We start from the raw sequence: 16,195 nt of genomic DNA, 5'->3' as shown, positions 1-16,195 counted from the left end.
AATCGCTCTTTATCGACGCCGCACCAAGGTGAAGAGCAGGCGGCCCCGCACTAGTACGGGCAGGGTGTATTCGTCTTCGGTGCCGGCCACCAACTGCGGCTCTACTGTGCCAGCCGCGTACAGGCGCAGGGTATCCGCCCGATGGCTGTAGCCCATCAGCCGGGCGTGCTTGGTGTGGGAGTCGAGAACGAGGTGGTCGATGTCGTTGCCGGGCCCGCCGCTGAAGTCGGTGTTCACGGAATAGTTTCGGAACCCTTTCAGGCCTTTCACTCGGCCGTTGGCGGCAAATTGCAGAGCCGCGGGCTTGCCCAAAGAGTCGGCACCGGTGTAGCTTCCCACGAAAAGCAGCTGGTTTACGGCGCGGTTCAGGGCACCCAGTGTGCCGACCTGAGCTCCCGCAACGCGCCGATAACCGGCGCGATGTAAGGCTCGGCGGCTCCGGCTGTAGGTAGTCAGCAGCAACGTAGTGTCGCGGGTGCCGAGGCGGTAGCTCAGCTCGGCGTAGCTGCCCGGCGACTCGTAGTCGCGGTAGCGGGTAGCCAGTGAATTGGGCTGCTGGCCGGGTCGGTAATAGAGGGTGATGGCGCCGCCCTCGTGGTTGCCAAACCCAACGGTGAGCACGAGGCTGTCGCCGGCACGTGCCGCCGGATTGATATGGATTTCAGATACCGCGCCCACGGCATCGGCAGCCTTCAGCGGAGACCTGGACTGCTGCAAGGCCTTCAGGTAGCCCGTTGTGACCCAGGCTCCTCGTATGATGGGGTCGAAACGCTGCGCCAGCGTTTGGAGTTGGGACGCGCTGGCCGGCCGCGGGGCCACGGCCACGGGGGGAGTGCCCACGGGAGGAACGGCCATTGGCGAGTTGGCCCGCTCTTCGGTAGCGCCGCTCGTGGCCTTTTCTTCCGATTTAGAAGACTGACAAGCGTTGCTAAGCGCCAACATCAGGCATAAGCCACCCCAGTGGGTAAGACGTAGACGCTTCATCTTGAACGGGTTTGAAAAGACCAAAGTCGACAAGCAAGGCAGCACGGCGCTGTCGGCTTGCTCCTTATACGGCAGGGATGCGCCGCGGGAAGCCGCCAACTCAAGCAAAAAGGTGCCAGTGGCTAAGCGTGCTTGTAGGAGGGGGCCGCCACCCGCCGCGCCAGCCCGGCCGTAAGCTCCCGCTGCTTGAAGCAAAGCGGCAAATGAGTGCCAGAGCGAAATGCCTGCATGGTGATTTCAGCACAGGCACGGGCATCGGAAAGGGCATCGTGGTGGTTGAGCGGAATGCCGAAGAAGGCCGCTACGTGGTCGAGCTTGTGGCGCTCGAGTTGGGGCCAGGCCACCTTGCTCAGCTTCACAGAGCACAGGCAGTGAAAGGCCGGCACGGGTAGGCCATAGTCGCGTAGGGTGTGCTCGAGCACGCTCACATCGAAGGCGGAGTTGTGCGCTACCACGGGCTGGCGGTGCAGGTAGGGTAGCAACTCGTGCCAGACGTCGGCCATGGTGGGAGCGTTGTGCAGGTCGGTTTCGGCAATGCCGTGCACTTGGTAATTGCGCCAGTCCACGCGCAGCTCGCGGGGGCGCAGCAGGGTCTGGTAGGTTTCCACAATCTGGCCACTCTGCACCCGCACCACCCCCACGGCGCAGGCACTGGAGCGGCGTTCGTTGGCGGTCTCAAAATCGATGGCCGTGAAGTTGAGCCCCGCCAGGGCCTGGGTAATTTCTGCTTGCATAGTGCCAAGATAACCGGGGCAGCCGGAAAGCACCAGGGAAGCGGGTACTTATTTCGGCGTCTCGATGGCTGGCGCTCGCGTGTCACAGCACACCTCGGGTACCTCGAAATAGCGCTCCATCACGCCGTTAATGTTGCCTTCGCAGCCAGGCGTGAGGTCAATATTAAACTCAATAAAATTGCTGAACTGACGGAGTGGGATAAGAACGTGGCCGTATGGCAAGCGCAAAGGCGGCAGCGTCACGGCTGGCTCGTGGGCGCGGCTGGCGCTTCGAAGCCGGGCAAAGCGGGCCTGCATTTGGGCATCAAAAGGCGCGGCGCTGGTCAGCAGTTCCCGCCATGCCTCGGGCACGTGCCCGGCGGCAAACAGGCCGAACAGTGCCAGCCCCAGCAAGCTGCTATGGCGCAGCCAGCGCGGGAGCCAAAAGCGCGTTTCCGGCAGCTGCTGGGCTGCGAACCAAGCCAATGCCGCCACCGAAATCAACATGACCAGCAGAATTTCATTTTGGGCCCGCATCAAGGGCGTAGCCACGGTGAGGTAGCGAAACAACAGAAACCCGATGCCATTCAAAACCACGAAAGCCAGCAGCATCGCTCCCCACTGCCAGCGCGATAGCCGCCACGAAGCCTCACCCATGGCCCGCTGCCGGTAGCCTAGGCACAAGCCCATAATCGCGGCCGCCATCACACTAAGGAACGTTAGGGGGCGCGCCAGAAAGAGCACTGCTGAATACGCCGTGCGGGGCAGCAACACCAACCAGCGGTAGGCCTGGAGGGCATCGTCGGGAGCCATGGCGCGGGCGCGGGCCCAGTTGCCGGGTGCCATGGTAGCCAGCGCAGCCGCCAGCGCGCCGGTGGCCAGCCAAAGCCACCATTGGGGGCGGCTACCCGCGGGCAGGGCGTAGCCTAACAGGGCCAAAATGGGCAAGGCTTGCACCAGCGTCAGCTCATTGCCAGCAAGGGCAAGCACCAGCGGGCCACAAGCCAGAACGGCATTTCGCCAGTGGTTTGCCGGTGGCCCCCAGCCCGAACGCAGCGCCAGAGCGGTGAAGTTTAACAAGCCAATCAAGGGTATCTGGTAGGCCACGGCGCCGCAAAACCAGTACAAAAAGGAAAAGGGCGCGGGCGCTGCGTTGCAAAACAGCGCCAGCAGGAGCGCCGCACCCCAAAAAGCGTCTTGCCAGGAAAAAGCAACTCGGAGGACAGTATGGAAAAGTGCCCGCAGAAAATGCGCAATGCTGGCCCACTGCACCACCAGCAGCACGGCCGCCACCAGCTTCACGCCCCCCAGCCAGCCGTAGGTGACGGGGTTGAGCACGGTCATGAAAAACGTGGAGGTGAAACGTCCGGTCCAGGTTTGAAACAGCCAGGCCTGCACGCCCCAGGTGCCGTGGGCCCGCGTCCAGTAGGCATTGCGGAAATCGTCGAAAAATGGTTGGTTGTAGGCCGTGAGCAGCAGAAAAGGCGCTAACGCCAGCAGCAAGCCAAGCCGGAGCAGCAAAAGGCGGAGGTTGAGGGCGTTCAATAAAAGAGCGTTTGACGCGGAGATGGGGGACGCCAGTGACCACAAGCGTGAGGCTGGAGAATGGTTGCCTGGCCTATCTGAAGGGGAATGAAGAGGCGAATCTAGCGCTTATCGAAGTCTGACCATGAACACGTCTGGTCGGCGCAGCACCAATCTCCGTTACGGCAAACCCACCAGCTTGCGCGCCGCCGGAATAATGGCCAGCTCGGCTTGGCCTGCCGGAGCCTGTGCGGCCGTGAGGGTAGTGCGCGCCGCCGCCAGCCATGCGGCAGATGGCGCCTGATGTGACTGCAGCTGATTCAGACGCTCCAGCAGCAGCGTAGCCACCGACGCCAGCTGGGTAGAAAGCGGCCCGTATTCGCGTAGCGCTGGGTTGAGAACCAGCAGCAGCTGCAAGCGTTGGTCATTGGCTTGCCATTGTAGCAGCTGGGCCCGCAACGCCGCCAGCTGCCGGAGCGAAACGGCCGGCCGGGGAGGCTTCACCGCGCCGGTCCCCACCACACTGTCGACGAGCACGGCGAAGCGACGGGCTACCACCGACTCGGCCGGCGCGGCGTCGACCAACCGGTTCAGCGGTGTTTGGGGCGTGTAAACCATGCCCTGAAAATGGCGCTTGTACTCCTTCACAGGCTCTATAACAGCGGCCAGGGTGCGCAGCGGGGCCACGTTGCTGGTGCCGGCCATTTGAGCTAAAAGGAGTTCGGGAGCGCGGCGGTGGCGCAGGCCCACAGTTTCGAGAAAGGTCGAAATAGCACCGAGCCGGCGGTACATATCGGCCACATCCTGGGTAGTAGCCTGCGGCGACCACAGCCGCTCGGCCACGGCCGCGGCGCGGGGCCAGATGCGCGAATCCAGAATCACCGAATCGGCAAATTCGGCCCACATGGCCACTTCGCCGCCCAGCACCAGCTTCTGTTGAGCAGGGGTGAGGGTGGTGTTGGCGGGCAGTGGGTCGGGGAGGTAGTGGGAGGCGGCGGTATAGTTCAGGTCGAGGTAGTAGCCGTCGGAAAGCAGGGCAGGGTGACCCTGCTTCACGGCGTCGTCCAGCCACTTTTTGCCGCGCCAGCTCTGAATGATGATTTCCTTGGGCAGGTCCGGGCCGAGGATTTCATCCCAGCCCACCATGATTTTGTTGCGCTTCTGGAGCATGGCCAGCACCCGGCGGTTGAAGTAGGTTTGCAGCTTGTGCTTATCTACAGTTTTGCCGTCGGCTTTCACCATGCCACGCTCGCGCATGAAGGCCGAAATGCGCGGACTGCGCCGCCACTGGCGCCCGTCGTTTTCATCGCCGCCAATGTGGAAGTAAGGGTCCGGAAAGAGAGCCGTCATTTCCGTAAGCAGCGAGTCGAGCAGCGTGTAGGTCGTTTCGCGGGTGGGGTCGATGGCAATATTAGAGGTGCGGAAGCTGCGGTACACGCCATAAATGGAGTCGTTGGAGGCCAGCCGGGGGTAAGCCGCAATCCAGCTGGTGGCGTGGCTGGGCACGTCGAACTCGGGCAGCACCCGAATGCCCCGCGCGGCGGCGTAGGCCAGCACGTCGCGCACCTCCTCTTGGGTGTAGTAGCCATCGGCGCCGCCTACCTGGTGCAGGCGCGGCAGCACCTTGCTCTCTACCCGAAAGCCCTGGTCGTCGGTCAGGTGCCAGTGCAGCACGTTTAGCTTCACGGCGGCCATGCCGTCGATATTACGCTTAATGACCGGCACCGGCATGAAGTGCCGGGCCACATCAATCAGCAGCCCGCGCCAGGCAAAGCGGGGCTGGTCCTGAATGTCGACTTCGGGCAGGTAGCGCTGGCGCTTTTCAGTGTAAGCCAATTGCTCGAGGGTGGCCAGGGCCCGAAGCACACCCAGGCTGGTGGGCGCATCGATGGTCACGCCCATTGGCGTCACGCGCAGGCTGTAGCGCTCTTCTTCAAACTTTTCCGGCACCCCCACGCGGCCGTAGCGGATTTGGAGCAGAGGCCCCGTGGCGGACTGCCCCGGGCCTTGCAGCCGCAGAAGCGAGCGGCGGGCGGCGGCCTCCACCGCCGAGTCGGCCGTCTTGTCTACCTGAAGCTTCAGCGGCGTTTTCAGGCTCAGGCGGCCTTTGCCCCAGCGCATTTCGGCGGGCACCGGCATCAGGTTGTGCGGCGTTTGGGCCAGCGCATAGCCCGGCCCCCACAGGGCCAGCAGCAGCCCCCAAAATAGCCCCACGGCCGGTGTCAAACTCCTCATATTAGTCCCCTGGCTTTGAATTCTAAGTATTTATTAATCGTGTTTACGGTCAAATCCTTGGGCGCGGTTAGCAGGGAGTAGATGCCGTAGCGCTGCAATTCGAGCACAATTTGCCGCTTTTCCTGGGCAAACTTCTCGGCAATGGTTTGATTATACACGTCTTCGACGGTGGCGGCGGGCACGTCCAGGTACTCCCGCAACTCGGTGTTCTCGAAGAAAATCACCAGCAGCAAGTGGTCTTTGGCCATGCGGCGCAAGTAGGGCAGCTGCCGCTGCATGCCGTGCAGCGTCTCAAAGTTGGTGAACAGCACCAGCAAGCTGCGCTGCTTGATGCGGGCCCGCACCGTGGCGTAGAGCAACTCGAAATCCGTTTCGAGGTACTTGGTTTTTTGCCGATACAGGATTTCCAGCAGTTTCAGCAAGTGGCCGGGGCGGCGGTCCGCGGCCAGGGTGGTGCCGGGGCGGTTTGAGAACGTGAGCAGGCCGGCTTTGTCGTGCTTAAGCAAGGCAATGTTGCTCACCACCAGCGTGGCGTTGATGGCGTAGTCAAGCAGGCTGAGGCCCTCAAACGGCATGCGCATCACCCGACCTTTGTCGATGAGGCAATACACTTGCTGGGCGCGCTCGTCCTGAAAGTGGTTGACCACCAGCTCATCGGCAGCGCCGGTGCCGGCACGGCGAGCGGTGGCTTTCCAGTTGATGCTGCGCGGGTCATCGCCGGGCACGTAGGGCCGAATTTGCTCAAATTCCAGGCTGTGGCCCACCCGCCGAATGCGCTTCACGCCGACCTCCGTCAGGCGGTTGTGAATGGCCAGCAACTCGTACTGCCGCATTTGCAGAAAGGAGGGATACACCGGCACGGTCCGGTCCTGGTCGTAGCGAAAGCGGCGGCGCACCAGCCCCAGGGGAGAGGCAGCATAAATGTTTATTGCCCCAAAATGGTACTCGCCGCGCTTGGTAGGCCGCAGCTGGTAGTTGACAATCTGCGTTTCGCCTGGCCTAACCAAAGCATGAAACAGTACGTCGCGCCGCTGGAACTGATGCGGAATCTCATCTATCGTTTCGGTCTGAATGGGAAACCGGTAGTTGTTCTCGGTGTAAATCTGAATGTCGTTGTCCGAGCCATTCGCGAGCTTGTCGCCCATCACGCGGCGGCCGAATACGGGTGCAGCTTGGTTTCTGGTGGGCGCGTAAAGCAAGAGAATATCCAGCAGCGTGAGCACCACCAGCAAGCCCAGAACTATGCGCATCGGCCCGAGCAGCCATGGGAGGAAAAAGGCTACCACGAACCCGACAGCAACTGCTGCCATACCCAAGAAGAAGCGCTGGGTTAGGAATAAGCTCATGGAGTGCGGCGCGTGGCGAGGTGCAGACTATCGATTACCTTAAAAAAGCTTCTAAGCTGGCTTATCACGAGAATCAAATACTAAGTAGCCGCCTTCAGATGCTATGATAGAGACATCATAATCATAGAAGGATAAGTTAAATTGCCAGGGTTCACCATATTCATCTCCTGAACCGTCAAGCTTAAGCTTTATGTTGTTAGCGAATTGAATATCTAAGTCCCCTTCGTCAGTACATGAAATGGCAGTGACCTCTTGTAAATTCACGCTATTGAAAAATAATAAAGCTCGAGCTGTGGCATCAATGGACAGGTCATCGAAGGTTGTGGTATTAGCAGAAACTGCAGTTTCTATCCAAAGACAATGGTCGTCTGTATTACCATCCCTGAATGTCAATGTCAATACTTGATTCGTTAAGCCAAAGCTTTCTACACAAGCACCTAATAGACCTTTTTGCAAATACTGATTAGCTAATAGTGTGCTAGGATGCATGGTAGATAGATGCATGGTAGATAGAATTAAATAGTTACGATTCTACCGCGGCACTTCAATTGCCTGCATAATCTGCTTCACCACATCGTCGGGCGTGCCACCTTCCATCTCGCGCTCGGGAGTGAGCATGATGCGATGGCGCAGCACACTGGGAGCCAGAAACTGCACGTCTTCGGGCGTTACGAAGTCGCGGCCACGCAGGGCAGCCAAGGCCTTGGCTCCGTTGAGCAAGGCCAGCGAGGCGCGGGGGGAAGCCCCGAGGTACAGCGATTTGTGCGCCCGCGTCTGGCCCACAAGTTTGGCGATGTACTCCAGAATATTGGCCTCCACGCGCTGCTGCCGCACTTGCTGACGCAAGGCCTGCAAGTCGGCAGCCGAAAGAATGGGCTGCACCGCTTCCAGATGCGTGCTGCCCAGGCCGGCATGATGGCTGCTCAGAATCTGCACTTCCTCGGCCAGCGTTGGGTAGCCCACGTGCAGCTTAAACAGGAAACGGTCGAGCTGGGCCTCGGGCAGGCGGTAGGTGCCTTCCTGCTCGATCGGGTTTTGGGTGGCCAGCACCAGGAAGGGCTCGGTCATGGGGTATGCCGTGCCGTCCTGGGTCACGGTGCGTTCCTCCATCACTTCAAACAGAGCTGATTGAGTTTTGGCGGGGGCGCGGTTAATTTCATCAATCAGCACCACGCTGGCGAAAATAGGGCCGGGACGAAACTCAAAATCTGACTTGTTCTGGCGGAATACCGACGTACCCAACACGTCCGACGGCATCAAATCGGGCGTGAACTGGATGCGGCTGAATGGCACTTCCAGGGTACGGGCCAGTAGCTTGGCCATAAGGGTTTTGGCTACGCCCGGCACCCCTTCGAGTAGCACGTGACCATCGGCCAGCACAGCCGTTAGCAGCAGCTCCAGCAATTCCTGCTGGCCCACAATAATTTTGCCGATTTCGGCCCGAATGGCGTCGGTTTGGGCCGTGAGGCGGGCAAAGTCGGTGCGTGGCATAAAGGCCACTTCGGTGGTAGTCGGGGAATCTAAAGGTGCTTGGGCATTGGGTGCTTGAAACGTGTTCTCGTTTTCCATTTATAAAGTGCTGGCGTAACCAATAAAGGTTTGGGTTGTGGCTTCATCGGCGCAGACTGCGAGCAGCTTCCGATGGACATTGAGGGCGTATTCGGTTGAAACCAATTTTTTCGTCACAAGCATCAAGTCCTGGAGCAATCCTGCATATTCGCTCCAGTCAATACCCGCCATAAGTGCTTTTTCCTTGGCTGAACCACCTCGGATGAAATGGTCAGGGTCCCAATTAAATTTCAATAAAACCTTCAGCTTATCAACAGTGAGCATTTTGAAACGACTTATTTCTTATAAACAGAGGTAAATGATGCAAAAAAAAGCCGCTCAATGAGCTTCAAAGGTGATTTATTAGATAAATCCTAATCATTAAAAAGAACGTTTCTAAGTACAGTGCAATATTGATTTAGCGGCTGGCTTCTTGTTTAAAATCGCCCAAAGCTTTACTCAGCAGCAGGAGTTGCTGGTCGGTCATTTTTGGGGCCGTGCGGGCATAGTTTACCTGCCGCAGCAGTTCGTTCACGCGGGGGCGGGGCACCCCTGACTTCTGGCTTAGCCGTCCGCGAAATTCTTCATCTCCTAAATCTGGGTTGTTTTCCTGAAAGCGAGTGCGCAAGTAGTCAAGAAATAAGCTCACTTTTTTCTCGGCAATGAGGCCATGGCTGCTGCCCTGCTGGTAGAGACTGGCCACGGTGCGGGTGAAGGCCAGGGTGTTGTTGGGCAGCGCCTTGATGATGGGAATGATGCGCTGGCGGCGCCTAGCGGCAGTGAGCACAAACAACAGCCCCCCGGCCAGAACGAGGTAATAAGCCACACGGAGCGCATCGTGCGCAAATACCACCCGCAGCAATGACTGCTCACCCAGGGGGCCTTGCTTCTGAAATTCATCCCACCAGGTGCGGCGAGCGGGCAAATAAGCCAGCGCGGCGGCAGCAAATGCAGTGTTGCGCGGCCGCACCAGGTAATAGTTGGTGAAGGCCACCGGAGCCGAGCAAAAATAAAAATGCCCCCGGCCGTGGTCGAGCCGGACCAGTACTGCCTGCCCCGCGTCGTTGGTTGCCAGGGTGCGCCCCACACGGCCCGAGTCCACGGCAAGGTAGTGCCGGAGTGCGGTGCCGGGCAGGCGGATATGGGCCTTGGCCAAAGCAGTATTGGTAAAGCGCAGGTCTACTGAGTCGACCACAGGAAAGCCCTTGGGGCCTTTGTGGGTAACCAAATCGGTCTCCTTTAAAGCCAAACCCAGGCTGTCGCGGAGCAGCTTGCTGCCCCTGGCGCTGCCGATGCTTTGGGTAGCTACAAAGACATCATTGCCTGCCGCCACGTATTTTAGCAGGGTGCGCAGGTCGAGTGGGCTGACTTCGAAACCATCGTTAACAAATAAGTAGTTGCTGGGCCCATGGCCGCGCGGCAACTCCACGCTGCCAAAGATTTCTTCTAAGCTCTGGTCCTGCGCGTACGATTCTGGTGGAGTCGCGCCTGCTTTGGTGGTGGCTTGCGCTACCGCGCGGCTGGTGAGGTGGCTGTACACAGGCAGGCGCACGGCCTGAATCGAGTCGGTGCCCAGCAGGTGGGGGAGTTGGTCGTAGAGGGCATAGGTGCCAAAGGGAATCTTATCCTTGTTGACGTACGTGGGCCTCCAGTCAACGGGCTTGGGGCGGTTATACTCCAGCGTGACGTAGCCGGCGAACAGCGCCGCAATTCCCAGCAGGTAAAGACGGAAAGTGGTAAGCTGCGGCATCAGGTGAGCAAGGTATTTAGTACCAGGAGAAAAATAAGAAGCAGCGGGGGTGGCTGCTGCGCCGGGTTACGAGAAGAGTGGCCTCGTGCTTGCTGCTCAGCTGGGAAGTGCCGTGGCCCGCGGGGTGCCGCGGCGGTGGCTGCTCAGCAAGCTGCTCACCGCGCGTTGGCCGGTTCGGGCTTCGAGGTAGAGCGCGGGAGTCAGGCGTAGGTCGCCGTACCACACGTATTCAAATTGCCGGGTGGCACTGCGGAAAGCGTCGCGCAACGGGCCTGATGCTAATTCAGAGAGGTAGGCGTGGTTGGTTTTGTCGGGCTGCCAGCGAATAAGGCCACCGTCGGTGAGGTGTTTGAGTACTTCGAGGTAGCCCAGGCGCGTGGCTAAGCGGAAGTTGCCTGCAGCCTCGGCCTCAGCAATTCGGGTGGGAAAATCTACTTCGTGAATGTCTTCCGTCGCGGTGTCATAGGCCAGCGGCCGGCGTTGCGCCGAGCGGCCAAAAGCCCTTGTGATGTCGACTTGCAGCAGCTTTAGCACTGCGAACACCAGAATGCCCAGAGCAAGGGCGTAGATAATATATCGCCAGGGGAAATTCCCGATGCGGTTGTCCAGCAGCTTCCCAAGCCGCTGCCACACCCGCGCCCAAAAGGCATCCCAGGCGTCGGTAGAGGCTTTGGGTTCCTCGTAGCGGAAGTCGCGCTGTCCGGCCAACTCGCGCAGCCGGTTTTCATCGGGCCGGCGCGGAGGAAGGGCTGTATTGAGGTCGGGCGGCAGCGGCTGACTCTGCTGGCGCTGGGCGGTGCCGCCGGTCTCGGGCGTTGCACGCGCCCTTGCCGGTGGGGCTACTGCTGCGAAGCACAGCGCCAGCAACACCCACCGGAGGTGCTTACCGGCGTGGCTCACGCTGGCCAAGACGGGCAGTAGGTTGGCGAAGAATGGTAGCAAGTAGCGGACTGGTTGCGGTGGAAGTTGGGTAGGGGCAAGCAAAGGCAGTCCGTTGGCTCAGTGGCCGACCAAAAAAGCCCAATGGTAGTAAGCTGGATTTATGAATCAAAGACGAACGCACCGAATTTTAATATTCGCCTTCCTCGTCGGGCTGATAGGTACTGTTAGTCGCTTGTGGGGCTGAGGTTTGGCCCAGTGAGTCTATCAGACGCCGCAAGCCAACCCCATCCCGGCGCTCTACCAGGTTAAAGTATTGGAATGCCAGGGCTACAAGCAGGGGAGGTAACAGCAGCAGTAAGACCAGGCTGTTGAGGCTGGCCATCATAATGCTGAACACGGGCGAGTGCAGGCGGCTAACTTGAAACATGGCGGATAGCCCTCCCGAAAACAGCGTTACGGAAATGCCGATGCCAACTATCACCAGGTAAAAGATGAACAACATGATGGCTATCAACCCGAAAGTCGACCACCATTTGCCGCTGGTTAGTTGCAGGCAGCGGCTGAGCGTTTCACCGAACCCAGTGCCCTCCACCATCTTCACCACGAAAAAAAGGCTGAGTGCGACCGAGAAGTAAATTCCTGGAATTACCAAGAGGAAGAATCCAGCGGTGATGAGAAAGCTGAGCCCCCACGCCGAAAAAAACGTGCCGACAAACTCCTGGCGCACCACGGCCCACACCTCGGCCACGCGCACCTCGCCACTCGCCGGCTGGGGGCACAGGCACAGCTTCACGTATCCATATACGCTGAGTAGCAGCAATGTAAAAACCGCTGTGCCCAGAATGGTTTTTATCCAGTAAGCCGGGGTACTCAGCATAGTCCCCCACATGCCTCCCTGAAGCAAGCCGGTCAAGCCCAAACCCTGCTCCCGCATGGCACCCTGTACCGAACCAAAAAGCTCCGCATCGAACAGGGCCGATGCCAGCCCTTGCAGCAGTACCGCGGGCACTACCAAGTAAAGCAGCACGCGGCCCAAAGGCCGAAAATGCGCCGAGATGAACTCGAGGGTAGCCGAAATCTTTTGGCCGAAATCCCGTTCTTGGCGGAAGTCTAATTCGTGGGTGAACTTCGGTTTCATAATGGGTAAAATAATTCAGCCTGAGCTCGCTGTTAGGCGGCAGCGCCCTGCCCCAGGCGCCGCACCAGCTGACGGGGGTAGAGAATAAAATACCAGCCAATAAACGCCGCCGAACTGCCAATGATGGCGAGGCTGACCGCAATCGGCATCTCGGTGTGGCGGGTAACGAAGCCTTCCAGAAAGCCCGCTAATACAAAAATTGGGACCAGGCCAATGGCCATCTTTAAGCCATCGCGCGCCGCCTGTCTTAAGGCCTCGCCCCGTGCGTAGGTGCCCGGAAACAGCAGGCCCCGCGCCATTACAAAGCCCGCCGCGCCGGCCACGATGACGGCCGAAATCTCCAGTGTGCCGTGTATCCAGATGGTGAGCACTGAGGCCTGCAGCACGTGGTAGTGGTAAAAAAAATACTGGAACGAGCCCAGCATAATTCCCGTGCGAAACATCTGCACGAGGGTGCCAATGCCTAGCGTCACGCCTTGCACGAAGATGCTGAGGGCCACAAAAATGTTGTTAGCTGTGATGCCCAGGAACATCAGGGTTTGGCCTTCTTGCTTGTACACGGCCATGGGGTCGCCCCGGCGAATGTTCTCAATGGTTTGGTTCACGTAGGCGTCGCCCAGCACCACGCGCACAAAGGAGTCGTCGTAGGCAGCTGAAAGCGCCCCCAGTAGGGTAAAAATTAGAAACAGCAGCGCCGTCACGGCCAAGGTGCGGTGGTGCCGGGCAACCAATAGCGGCAGCTCTATGGCCCAAAACCTGCCCACGCGGCCGTGGCGCTGCGGCTTGTTGGCGTATATGCGCTGGTGCACTTTGCCGGTGAGGCCGTTGAGGTAGGCCGTGGTGGGCGAGTTGGGGTAAAAGGTTTGGGCGTAGGCCAGGTCGTCGGTGAGGGCCACAAACCGGGCCGCCAGCTCATCGGGCCCGGCTGCAGGGCGCTCGTATTGCTGCCAACGCTCCTGGTTTTGGCGCAAAAAAATTGCTTCTCGCATTTCTCGAAGTTGAAGGCCTTAAAGATAGGTCGTGCCCGGGTTGGGAAGGCACAAGAACAAGGGCTGGCGCAGAAGTAAAAAACCGCGCATTACAAACTGGTGTTCAAAAGGAAATGTTGGTGGTTTTGCGCGTTACTTGCCGCCTTTTTCGACTACTTCTTTCTGCATTCCCTCATGGCCACCATCCGCGTTCAAACGGCCCAAAACGTAACGGTTGAGTACGAAGTCGCCAGTCTGGGCGACCGCGTGGTGGCCGCCATTCTCGACAACCTGGTGCTCATTGCTTGGGTAGTGGCCTGCCTGTTGTTGGTGAGTTTATTAACTGCAAAGAGTACTACTGGTAATACAGCTGTCTTCTATAGTGTAGCTTTTCTGGCAGCCCTTCCCTACGTGTTCTATCACTTAATATGCGAGGTGTTTTTTAATGGCCAAAGCATCGGGAAGAAGGCCCGCGACATCAAGGTGATGCGCCTCGATGGCACGGCTCCCAGCATTGGCGACTACCTACTGCGCTGGCTGTTGCGCATCATCGACACCGGGCTTTTTGGTGGCCTTGTGGCCATTGTGACCATTGCTGCCAACGGGCGCGGGCAGCGCCTGGGCGACCTTGCGGCTGGCACCACCGTGCTCAAGCTGCGCCCCAAAGCCCACGCCTCGCCGCTCACCGGCGCCGCACTGCTGCCCGATTACCAGGTAGTGTTCCCGCAAGCTGCCCTGCTCGCCGACCACGACGTGGCCCTGATTCGGCAGCTGGTGCAAAAGGCCAAGGCCCGCGACAACTACGAACTGCTCAATGAACTAGCCAACAAGGTGAAGTTCCTGACCGGTATTTACACCGACTTGCCCGACGAGGATTTTCTACAAACCGTGTTGCGCGACCATTTGCATCTGGCCCAACAGGTATGAGGCCTTAGCCTAATTCAGACAGCAAAGAAGGCTTGCCTGTACACTCAAATCAGCCTTCTTTGACAGAAACAGCCTATTCAACCACCACTTGGCGTACTGCCGCCGGCTGGCCATTCACCACTAGGCGGACCGTGTACAGCCCAGGCTTCTGGCCTGCTGCTTGCCAGGCCAGGACCTGCAGCCCGGCCCCCAGCAGTCCGCTGGCTTGGGTGCCCACGCAGCGGCCCACCACATCAAACACCCCCACCTCGACACGGCCAGGTTGAGTAAGCGTGAAGGCAAGGCGAGTGGCCGAAGTCATAGGGTTGGGAAAAACGCTGAAGCCCGTGGCCAAGTCGAGACGCTCCCGCACAGCCGTGGCTACGCCAGTGCCCGCGGCCACCGCTATGTCCCGCACCGCAATGCCATTGCCGATGGCGCCCACCAGGGTAGCGGCGCTAGTGATGGTAAAAGAACTGATGGTGTAGAGGCTGGAATTTAGGCCCGTGCCTGTATTGGCCAGCAAGTACATGGTTTGGGCGCCGGCCGCGGAAGTATAAATATCAAGGTCTACGTTGGGGACCGTGGCGTTCACGGTGATGCCCGAATTGCCCATGGTGCCCACCGAAATCAGGTTGCCGTCGTTGGGCGGGTTTATCAGGGTGAGCACATTGGTTGCCAAGTCGTAGCCATAGAGGGTAGTGGTGGTCGCGGTGGTGCCGGCCACGCTGTTGGTATAGGCTACCGCGCCAATATTGGGAGTAGTGCCCGCGTTCCGGTCGCCGGTGGCATACGCGAGCTGGGTATCGGTGCCGGCAATGGTGCCATCGATGGGGTTGAGGCGATAGTTGGCGCGGTTGGTGCTCACCACCCGGATGCGGTCGGCGACGGGATTAAAATCGAAGCCTATTTTACCCGTGCCCAAAGGCAAGGCGATGGGGGTAGCGTTAACAGGCGTTGCCACCCCCGTAGCTGCGTTGAGGGCATACAACTGGTAGCTCTGGGCAGTGGCATTGTACCCCAAAGCGTACAGCGTATTCGTCAGGGGGCGAATGTCCAGGCCCACCAGCGTCTGGGCGACGTTGACACCGGTAATGCCCACCGACGTGCGAATGGTGCCCGGCAAGGCGGTATCGAACGAAATGAGATTGGAGCCAGCCAGCCCGTAAGCGAGGTTACCGGTTACGGTAGCGGGCACCGTACGGGTAATGGCCAGGGCAATATCAGTCAGGGGCATGGTGGTCCCGACACCCAGTGCCGCGACCTGTGTGGTTGCGCCCGTGGTTAGGTCGACGGTGTAGAGGGCATTGGTGAAACCGCCAACGGAAGCGGCATCGGATACCGACAGGTAGGCTTGGTTAGCGCCGGTGGTAGGGTGAGTGTAGATGTCCAAGTCGGTGCTAAAGGTGGTGCCACTGGTATTGATGCCCAAGGTGCCCACGGTGTTCAAGGTGCCGTTGTCGGGCGGGTTCTGCACGGTCAGGCGGGAGTTGGCTTCGTCGATAGCGTAGAGCGTGGTGGCCGTAGCGCCAATGGAGCTGTTGCCGTACGCCACGGCGCCCACGCCCGGGGTTTGGGCGGCGTTGGGGTCAGATGCCGCGTAGGCGAGGGTGCCGTCGGTAGCTGCCAGTGCGCCGTTGTCGGGATTGAGTCGGAAATTGCTGTTGTTGGCGCCCGTCAGTCGGATGCGGTCCACTGTCGGGTTGAAGTCGAAGCCAATGCGGTTTCGGTTGGTGCCCAGGTTCACAACCAGCGTGCCTCCTACCGGGGTCAAAGCGCCCGTAATGGGGTTCAGGGTATACAATTGAATCTGGGTAGCGCCAATGTTGTAACCCAGCGCAAAAAGTTCGCCCGTATTTGGGCGGCTATCCAGGCCCACCAAAACCTGGCCGGTTGCAAGGCCTACCACCGGAACGGTGGCAATAAACGTTGTGGGCGCTGACACCTGGAAGGTAACCAAGCTTGAGGTCGTTGGGGAAGTGGTAATAAGGCCATAGGCCGTTTGCGCACGGGATGCTACCGGCCCCAGAAGCAGCAGGCCGACTACAGCTGCTAGCCGTGTAAAGGTAAAAAGTTGTCGCATGGCTGTGGAATAAATAAAAAGGAGAATACAAAAAGTTATACAATATATTACGTAGCCTTTACGTGAGAGATTGACTAAATTGGAATATCCCGCCGGTTGGAGTGCCCAAAAGAGTGTG

The 16,195-nt window shown here is 59.3% G+C and carries 14 protein-coding genes; 1 reads left to right on the top strand and 13 read right to left on the bottom strand.

What is annotated here, in order from left to right:
• Positions 1–9 precede the first annotated feature (9 nt).
• The 12 genes from ACP7AJ_RS07295 to ACP7AJ_RS07240 form a co-directional block, all read right to left on the bottom strand.
• Entirely contained in the window at positions 10–984 is a 975-nt protein-coding gene (locus ACP7AJ_RS07295) for a hypothetical protein (protein ID WP_426059534.1), read from the bottom strand.
• A gap of 122 nt (positions 985–1,106) precedes the next feature.
• Positions 1,107–1,718 carry a 3'-5' exonuclease gene (locus ACP7AJ_RS07290; RefSeq protein WP_426059533.1) on the bottom strand — a complete coding sequence of 204 codons (612 nt, stop codon included), beginning with the start codon at positions 1,716–1,718 and terminating at the stop codon, positions 1,107–1,109.
• Positions 1,719–1,766: 48 nt separating this feature from the next.
• Positions 1,767–3,218 carry a hypothetical protein gene (locus tag ACP7AJ_RS07285; RefSeq protein WP_426059532.1) on the bottom strand — a complete coding sequence of 484 codons (1,452 nt, stop codon included), beginning with the start codon at positions 3,216–3,218 and terminating at the stop codon, positions 1,767–1,769.
• A gap of 183 nt (positions 3,219–3,401) precedes the next feature.
• On the bottom strand, positions 3,402–5,456 hold the full coding sequence (locus ACP7AJ_RS07280) for a beta-N-acetylhexosaminidase (RefSeq protein WP_426059531.1): 2,055 nt from the start codon (positions 5,454–5,456) through the stop codon (positions 3,402–3,404).
• The gene (locus ACP7AJ_RS07275; protein ID WP_426059530.1) at positions 5,453–6,802 is read right to left on the bottom strand and encodes a DUF58 domain-containing protein; all 1,350 of its coding nucleotides are present in this window, start codon (positions 6,800–6,802) and stop codon (positions 5,453–5,455) included. The genes ACP7AJ_RS07280 and ACP7AJ_RS07275 overlap by 4 nt, the downstream gene beginning before the upstream one ends.
• Before the next feature lie 51 nt (positions 6,803–6,853).
• On the bottom strand, positions 6,854–7,306 hold the full coding sequence (locus ACP7AJ_RS07270; protein WP_426059529.1) for a hypothetical protein: 453 nt from the start codon (positions 7,304–7,306) through the stop codon (positions 6,854–6,856).
• A gap of 27 nt (positions 7,307–7,333) precedes the next feature.
• A complete protein-coding gene (locus ACP7AJ_RS07265; protein WP_426059903.1) occupies positions 7,334–8,293 on the bottom strand; it encodes an AAA family ATPase in 960 nt (319 codons plus the stop codon).
• A gap of 78 nt (positions 8,294–8,371) precedes the next feature.
• Positions 8,372–8,635: a hypothetical protein gene (locus tag ACP7AJ_RS07260; protein WP_426059528.1), complete on the bottom strand. Its 264-nt coding sequence runs from the start codon at positions 8,633–8,635 to the stop codon at positions 8,372–8,374.
• Positions 8,636–8,768: 133 nt separating this feature from the next.
• Entirely contained in the window at positions 8,769–10,100 is a 1,332-nt protein-coding gene (locus ACP7AJ_RS07255) for a DUF4350 domain-containing protein (RefSeq protein ID WP_426059527.1), read from the bottom strand.
• Between the two features lie 96 nt (positions 10,101–10,196).
• Positions 10,197–11,042 carry a DUF4129 domain-containing protein gene (locus tag ACP7AJ_RS07250; RefSeq protein WP_426059526.1) on the bottom strand — a complete coding sequence of 282 codons (846 nt, stop codon included), beginning with the start codon at positions 11,040–11,042 and terminating at the stop codon, positions 10,197–10,199.
• Between the two features lie 127 nt (positions 11,043–11,169).
• The gene (locus ACP7AJ_RS07245) at positions 11,170–12,120 is read right to left on the bottom strand and encodes a hypothetical protein (protein ID WP_426059525.1); all 951 of its coding nucleotides are present in this window, start codon (positions 12,118–12,120) and stop codon (positions 11,170–11,172) included.
• A 32-nt stretch (positions 12,121–12,152) separates the two neighbouring features.
• Complete coding sequence (locus tag ACP7AJ_RS07240; RefSeq protein ID WP_426059524.1) at positions 12,153–13,109, bottom strand: stage II sporulation protein M; 957 nt, start codon at positions 13,107–13,109, stop codon at positions 12,153–12,155.
• Between the two features lie 174 nt (positions 13,110–13,283).
• Here ACP7AJ_RS07240 and ACP7AJ_RS07235 point away from each other — a divergent pair, with 174 nt between their 5' ends.
• Positions 13,284–14,015 carry an RDD family protein gene (locus tag ACP7AJ_RS07235; protein WP_426059523.1) on the top strand — a complete coding sequence of 244 codons (732 nt, stop codon included), beginning with the start codon at positions 13,284–13,286 and terminating at the stop codon, positions 14,013–14,015.
• A gap of 73 nt (positions 14,016–14,088) precedes the next feature.
• On the opposite strand, the gene ACP7AJ_RS07230 is transcribed toward ACP7AJ_RS07235, so the two are convergent.
• Positions 14,089–16,077: a DUF4394 domain-containing protein gene (locus tag ACP7AJ_RS07230; RefSeq protein ID WP_426059522.1), complete on the bottom strand. Its 1,989-nt coding sequence runs from the start codon at positions 16,075–16,077 to the stop codon at positions 14,089–14,091.
• Positions 16,078–16,195: the final 118 nt, after the last annotated feature.

Source organism: Hymenobacter sp. B1770 (assembly GCF_049896385.1).
Classification (GTDB): Bacteria; Bacteroidota; Bacteroidia; order Cytophagales; family Hymenobacteraceae; genus Hymenobacter.
This window is presented reverse-complemented; position numbering and strand designations above follow the sequence as displayed.

Bases quoted from the DNA above. Each gene is read 5' to 3' on its own strand.
- ACP7AJ_RS07265 (WP_426059903.1), bottom strand. From the start codon at position 8,293: ATGCCACGCACCGACTTTGCCCGCCTCACGGCCCAAACCGACGCCATT.
- ACP7AJ_RS07290 (WP_426059533.1), bottom strand. From the start codon at position 1,718: ATGCAAGCAGAAATTACCCAGGCCCTGGCGGGGCTCAACTTCACGGCC.
- ACP7AJ_RS07230 (WP_426059522.1), bottom strand. From the start codon at position 16,077: ATGCGACAACTTTTTACCTTTACACGGCTAGCAGCTGTAGTCGGCCTG.
- ACP7AJ_RS07275 (WP_426059530.1), bottom strand. From the start codon at position 6,802: ATGAGCTTATTCCTAACCCAGCGCTTCTTCTTGGGTATGGCAGCAGTT.
- ACP7AJ_RS07295 (WP_426059534.1), bottom strand. From the start codon at position 984: ATGAAGCGTCTACGTCTTACCCACTGGGGTGGCTTATGCCTGATGTTG.
- ACP7AJ_RS07240 (WP_426059524.1), bottom strand. From the start codon at position 13,109: ATGCGAGAAGCAATTTTTTTGCGCCAAAACCAGGAGCGTTGGCAGCAA.
- ACP7AJ_RS07235 (WP_426059523.1), top strand. From the start codon at position 13,284: ATGGCCACCATCCGCGTTCAAACGGCCCAAAACGTAACGGTTGAGTAC.
- ACP7AJ_RS07255 (WP_426059527.1), bottom strand. From the start codon at position 10,100: ATGCCGCAGCTTACCACTTTCCGTCTTTACCTGCTGGGAATTGCGGCG.
- ACP7AJ_RS07270 (WP_426059529.1), bottom strand. From the start codon at position 7,306: ATGCATCTATCTACCATGCATCCTAGCACACTATTAGCTAATCAGTAT.
- ACP7AJ_RS07260 (WP_426059528.1), bottom strand. From the start codon at position 8,635: ATGCTCACTGTTGATAAGCTGAAGGTTTTATTGAAATTTAATTGGGAC.
- ACP7AJ_RS07280 (WP_426059531.1), bottom strand. From the start codon at position 5,456: ATGAGGAGTTTGACACCGGCCGTGGGGCTATTTTGGGGGCTGCTGCTG.
- ACP7AJ_RS07245 (WP_426059525.1), bottom strand. From the start codon at position 12,120: ATGAAACCGAAGTTCACCCACGAATTAGACTTCCGCCAAGAACGGGAT.